The sequence below is a fragment of the Blautia sp. ZXY-1-C6 genome, assembly GCF_056339875.1.
On sequence record NZ_JBWJVQ010000013.1, the window covers coordinates 1 to 6,225 of the forward strand.

6 protein-coding genes are annotated in these 6,225 nt (G+C 40.8%); all 6 read left to right on the top strand.

Annotated features, from left to right (window positions below; all coding sequences use genetic code 11):
• The first annotated feature begins 115 nt into the window (after window positions 1-115).
• Window positions 116-400 (top strand): hypothetical protein, encoded by a 285-nt coding sequence (locus AC075J_RS00490; RefSeq protein ID WP_476389834.1) that lies wholly within the window; start codon window positions 116-118, stop codon window positions 398-400.
• Complete coding sequence (locus AC075J_RS00495) at window positions 390-2,351, top strand: DUF5107 domain-containing protein (RefSeq protein ID WP_476389835.1); 1,962 nt, start codon at window positions 390-392, stop codon at window positions 2,349-2,351. The genes AC075J_RS00490 and AC075J_RS00495 overlap by 11 nt, the downstream gene beginning before the upstream one ends.
• Before the next feature lie 90 nt (window positions 2,352-2,441).
• Window positions 2,442-2,879, top strand: a complete 438-nt coding sequence (locus AC075J_RS00500; protein ID WP_025578938.1) for a GatB/YqeY domain-containing protein — start codon at window positions 2,442-2,444, stop codon at window positions 2,877-2,879.
• Between the two features lie 122 nt (window positions 2,880-3,001).
• On the top strand, window positions 3,002-3,850 hold the full coding sequence (locus tag AC075J_RS00505) for an AraC family transcriptional regulator (protein WP_025578937.1): 849 nt from the start codon (window positions 3,002-3,004) through the stop codon (window positions 3,848-3,850).
• Window positions 3,851-3,944: 94 nt separating this feature from the next.
• Window positions 3,945-4,562: a DUF4867 family protein gene (locus AC075J_RS00510; protein ID WP_008708127.1), complete on the top strand. Its 618-nt coding sequence runs from the start codon at window positions 3,945-3,947 to the stop codon at window positions 4,560-4,562.
• 93 nt (window positions 4,563-4,655) lie between these two features.
• Window positions 4,656-6,137, top strand: a complete 1,482-nt coding sequence (locus AC075J_RS00515) for an L-fucose/L-arabinose isomerase family protein (RefSeq protein WP_020435916.1) — start codon at window positions 4,656-4,658, stop codon at window positions 6,135-6,137.
• The last annotated feature ends 88 nt before the right edge of the window (window positions 6,138-6,225 follow it).

Sequence of the window (6,225 nt, forward strand, 5' to 3'; positions counted from 1 at the left end):
GCGAGAGCATGTCACCAGATTCTTATATAACAAAACTGTATGAATATATATATGGTATATTATAGAGACAACCTTGCAAATATTTCTCTGAAGGCAGTTTGTCAGAAAGCGGAGAATGATCTGGAGTCAGCAAGAAAAGCAGACAGAAACGGTTGCTCAGACATTACAGAATGTTTTTGATTTTATGGAGGCGGCTTTTGGAGACAGCCAGGAAATGGTAGCATTTATTACAGAATTAAATGCAAACTTTTACAGTATCTGGTTTATCCGGGAAAATGGTTCAGAACAGTATTATCGTCATAATAAGGGACTATTGTTTGATGATAGACAGAAACTGATCCTGGGGCAGATGGAGGAATTGGAAAGTACAATGAAACGGGGGATTACGGATGGTGTCTGAATTAAGATTTGAGACAAAAAAAATCAGAATGGCTGATCTGGGAAAGGAGAGCTGCGTGCCAGATCTCCTTGGAGAACTGACTATGCAGAATCAACTGGAATTTCATCTGGACGAGACAGATGAGATCTATGAAGGATATGGACGCGTAAAAAGTGCTTATCCATATCGGCAGAGGAACACTTATACAAGAGAACTTAAGGAGATGGAAATACATACAGCAGTTCTTGAGAACAGATATTTAAAGGCTGTATTTCTTCCGGAATTCGGAGGCAGGTTATGGGAACTCTGGGATAAATATACAGGAAGAAACCTATTGTATACCAATGATGTTCTGCAGTTTAGTAATCTGGCAGTACGTAACGCCTGGTTTAGCGGAGGTGTGGAATGGAACATAGGTATTATCGGACATAATCCTTTTACAACTGAACCGATTTACACCGCACAGACTGTTAACGAAGATGGGGAACCGGTTCTGCGTATGTATGAATATGAGCGTATTCGAAAAGTGACTTATCAGATGGACTTCTGGCTGGAAAAAGACAGCAGCTTTTTGAATTGCCGGATGCGTATTGTAAACGAGGGAAAAGAAGTAGTACCAATGTACTGGTGGAGTAATATGGCGGTTCCGGAATACAAAAACGGAAGAGTTGTTGTGCCGGCGGTACAGGCATTTACATCAAGAGGAACACAGGTTACGAAGGTAGATCTTCCGATGGTAGAGAATATCGATATCTCTGATTATACTGCTATAAAAAAATCCGTAGATTATTTCTTTGATATTCCGGCTGGATGTCCGAAATATATAGCAAATATAGATGAAACCGGTTATGGTTTATTGCAGATTTCGACAGATCGTTTACGTAGCAGAAAGCTTTTTTCCTGGGGAAATCAGGATGCGTCTAATCACTGGCAGGAGTATCTCACAGATAAGGCAGGACGTTATCTGGAGATTCAGGCAGGACTTGGAAAGACACAGTATGGATGTATTCCGATGGCGCCTCACACAGCCTGGGAGTGGATGGAACAGTATGGTTCTGTTCAGATTTCTGAAGATGTGCTGGAGAAAGAATACAGGGAACGTACAGTTCTGGTAACCGAAAAGATTCTTGAGACAGGACTTCACGAAAAGTTGAAAGAGAAACTGGAAACATCAAAAGAGATGTCAAGAAAAAAAGCGCAGACAGTATATATAGGAAGCGGATATGGGGCACTTGCAGTGCATGGAGAAAGTACAAAACATCTGGAATTTTCTATGAAAGCTGTAAATGAATCTCAAGCTGAAAATTCAAAAGAAGAGGCAGTTTTGGAAAAATGGAAGCATTTTTTTGAAACAGGAATTTTGCATTGTCCGAAACCACTGGAAGCACCAGATGAATTTATGATAGATGAGACAAATGTAGATTTTCTGGAAGCTCATATGGAAGAAAATGCACAGAACTGGTATGCGTACTATCAGCTTGGGCTGGGATATTACCGAAAAGAAGATTACGGGAAGGCAGAGAAAGCTTTTGAGGATTCGCTCAAATTGAGAGAAAGTGCATGGGCATTCCATGGTCTTAGCTGTGTAAAACTGATGCAGAATGAAAAGGATCAGGCTGGCAGATATATCCTTCAGGGAATGGCGTTTGAGCGAAAAGAACTGTCTTATCTGAAAGAAGGATTCAGAATTCTTTTGCTGGCAGAGAAATATGAAGAATTAAGTCGTTTCTATCGGAAATTGGATAAAGAAGAACAAGAAGACAGCAGACTGAAACTGGGGTATGTCCAGGCACTTCATGGGCTGAAACAAGATAAAAAGGCGCTTGATCTACTGGAAAGTAAAGGCGGTCTTATACCAGAGGATATTCGTGAAGGAGAGGATTCCCTGGGGAAAGTCTGGAAAGAATTGTATAAAAGTGTCTATAAAAAAGAGGGAAAACTTCCACATAAATTTAATTTCCAGGCAAATTAGCATTGGATTTTCAGATAAATAGTGGTATGCTGATGGATAGAAAGATGATTTGAGATAAAGAATCATACAGGAAACGAGGAGGAATATAAAATGGAATTAGAAGTATTAAGAAAAGATATGGTTGCAGCTATGAAAGCCAAAGATAAAGTAACAAAAGAAGCAGTCTCCTCTCTGATCTCTGCAGTAAAAAAAGTAGCGATCGATGAGGGATGCCGTGATGAAATTAAGAGCGATCTGGTGGATAGAGTTATTTTGAAGGAGTTGAAAACTGTAAAAGAACAGCTGGATACCTGTCCGGAAAGCCGTGAGGATCTGAAGGCTGAATATCAGGCAAGGTATGATGTGATTGCCAAATATGCACCAAAACAGATGGATGCAGCAGAGGTAAAGACATATCTGGAAGAAAAATTTGCAGATGTGATCGCAACGAAAAATAAGGGGCAGATTATGAAGGCTGTTATGGCTGATATGAAGGGAAAAGCAGACGGAAAGGTAATTAATCAGGTTGTGGCAGAGCTCTGCAAATAGTATGTGAAGAATAGGATCATCCAGCAGATTTGGTATGCAGAAAGCTGGATAGTTATCAAAATAGCCGCAGTATGCTGGAATGTCCGGATACTGCGGTATTTTATTAGGAGGTGAATATATATATGGAGTTTCAGCATGAACTGATCATTCCTAATGAGGGATTTCCGTTTAAGGTTTTTCTTTTTGAAGGAGGAAATGGCAATTATGTGCGTGAGAAGCACTGGCATACGTCTGTAGAGATTTTTGCTGTGATGGAGGGACGCCTGGATTTTTTTGTAAATAAGGATGAATATCCGCTGAAAGCTGGAGAGCAGATAATCATTAATTCCAATGAGATCCACTCTATCCATGCTGTGGAGAAAAATAAAACAGTAGTTCTGCAGATTCCTCTGAAACAGTTTGAGAATTATTTTACTGCCCAGAGATATATCCGTTTTCGGGGGCAGGAGGAGCTGGTGGATAAGAAACTGGCTTCTTTGCTTCGTAAATTATATCATGTGTATTCCGAGCGGAAAATTGGATATGAGTTCCGGACAATTTCTATTTTTTACGAGATTATGTATATCCTGGTGAAGGATTACCGTGTGACAGAGACCAGGGAGAAGGATATCCGACACAGCCGCCGTCTGGATGCATTGTCAAAAATCACCACATATATGCGTGAGCATTACAGGGAGGAACTGAAGCTTTCTGATGTGGCGGCTACTTTTGGATACTCGGATGCATATTTGTCGCGAATGTTCCAAAAATATGCAAAAATCAACTATAAAACTTATCTGCAGGATATCCGTATGGCATATGCGTACAGGGATTTGCTGAATACAGACCATACAATTAGTCAGATTGCACTAGATAATGGATTTTGCAGCAGCAGGGGTTTTTCCGGGGAATTTCAGAAAAGATATGGGGTACTTCCAAGTGAGATGCGAAAACAGATAAATGAAAAAGGTCAAAAAAACGCTATAGATTAGACAAGAAAACTGGCGAAAAGTACCCTTTATTCTGATATATTCTAAGCACAGTCAAGAAAACGTAATATCTACAGAATATAAGGAGGTTTTTGAAGTGAAAATTCAGAATGTAACAGATGCTTCCTTCCGTAAATATGGAAAGGTGCTTGAAGGGTATGACTTCAGTGCTCTTCTCAAAGAAATGAAACATACACCGGTTCCGGATGATGTGGTTTATGTACCATCTGTTGAGGAGCTGGAAGCTCTGGATGTAGCAAAAGCACTGCAGAATAAAGGATTTGGCGGAATCCCGATCGAAATTGGATACTGCAACGGACATAATAAGAAATTAAATGCAGTAGAATATCACCGCAGTTCAGAGATCAATGTAGCGGTAACAGATCTGGTGCTGCTTATCGGAAGCCAGCAGGATATCACAGATGATTTTACATATGATACTTCTAAGATCGAAGCATTCCTGGTACCTGCAGGAACAGGTATTGAAGTATATGCAACTACACTTCATTATGCGCCATGCAATGTACAGGATGGCGGTTTCCAGTGTGTAGTCGTACTTCCGGCAGGAACCAATACAGATCTTACATTTGAGACAGCTAAGACAGGCGAGGACAGCCTGCTGACAGCTAAGAACAAATGGCTCATTGCACATGAAGATGCGGCAATCGAGGGTGCAGTAAACGGACTTCGTGGAGAGAATATCACCATTGACTGAGCTGCTCGGAATCTGTGGCAGCAGAGTATCAGAATATAGTAAATGAATAACAAAATCATATAAATACATATCAAATATGGAGGAATTTATATTATGAACAATATACCAGTAGTAAAACTTGGATTAATTGCAGTAAGCCGTGACTGTTTTCCGATTCAGCTTTCTGAGAAGAGACGTGCAGCAATCAAGGAAACTTATAAAGGTGAACTTTATGAATGTCCTGTAACTGTTGAGAATGAAAAGGATATGGAGAAAGCTCTTGAAGATGTAAACAAAGCAGAGTGTAATGCGCTGGTTGTTTTCCTTGGAAACTTCGGACCTGAAACTCCTGAAACTCTGATCGCAGAGAGATTTGACGGACCTTGTATGTATGTAGCAGCAGCAGAAGGTGACGGTGATATGATCAACGGCAGAGGTGATGCTTACTGTGGTATGCTTAACTGCTCCTACAACTTAAAAATGCGTCATCTGAAAGCATATATTCCGGAATACCCTGTTGGAACAGCAGATGATATTGCAAAGATGATCGCTGATTTCGTACCGGTTGCACGTGCAGTCATCGGTGTCAGCAATCTTAAGATCATTACTTTCGGACCACGTCCACAGGACTTCTTCGCATGCAACGCACCTATTAAAGGCCTCTATGAGCTGGGTGTTGAGATTGAAGAGAACTCAGAGCTTGATCTTCTTGTTTCTTTCAAAGAGCATGAAAATGATCCTCGTATCCCGGAAGTTTGTGCAGATATGGCAAAAGAGATGGGCGAAGGCAAATATTATGCTGACCTTAATGTGAAAATGGCACAGTTTGAGCTTACACTTCTTGACTGGGCAGAGGCTCATAAGGGAGCAAGAAAATACGTTGCATTTGCTGACAAATGCTGGCCTGCATTCCCGTCACAGTTTGGATTTGAACCTTGCTATGTAAATAGCCGTCTGGCTTCCAGAGGAATTCCGGTATCCTGTGAGGTTGATATCTACGGAGCACTCAGCGAGTACATCGGACTTTGCATTTCCAATGATGCAGTTACACTGCTTGATATCAACAACTCTGTTCCACAGTATATCTATGATGAAGATATTAAAGGAAAATACGATTATAAGCTTACTGATACATTTATGGGATTCCATTGTGGAAATACTCCTGCATGCAAGATGTGTGATTCCAGAGCTGTTAAATATCAGCTGATCCAGCACAGACTTCTTGAGCCGGCAGGATCTGAACCAGACTTCACAAGAGGAACTCTTGAAGGTGATATCGCTGCATCTGACATTACATTCTATCGTTTACAGTGCAATTCCGAGGGCGAGCTGGTTTCTTATGTTGCAGAAGGTGAAGTACTGGATGTACCTACCAGATCATTCGGTGGTATCGGTATTTTCGCAATCAAAGAAATGGGAAGATTCTACCGTCACGTACTGATCGAGGGCAACTATCCGCATCATGGAGCAGTTATGTTTGGACATTACGGAAAAGCATTCTATGAGGTAGTGAAATTCCTTGGACTGGATGTTAAGAAGATTGGATACAACCAGCCTGCAGGTGTAAGATACCCGACAGAGAATCCATGGGGTTAATGAGAAATCAGTAAAACGGATTATTAATGTTCATGTGAAGTGAATGAATCTGAATACAGAATAAATAAACTGACACTATATTAAAGGC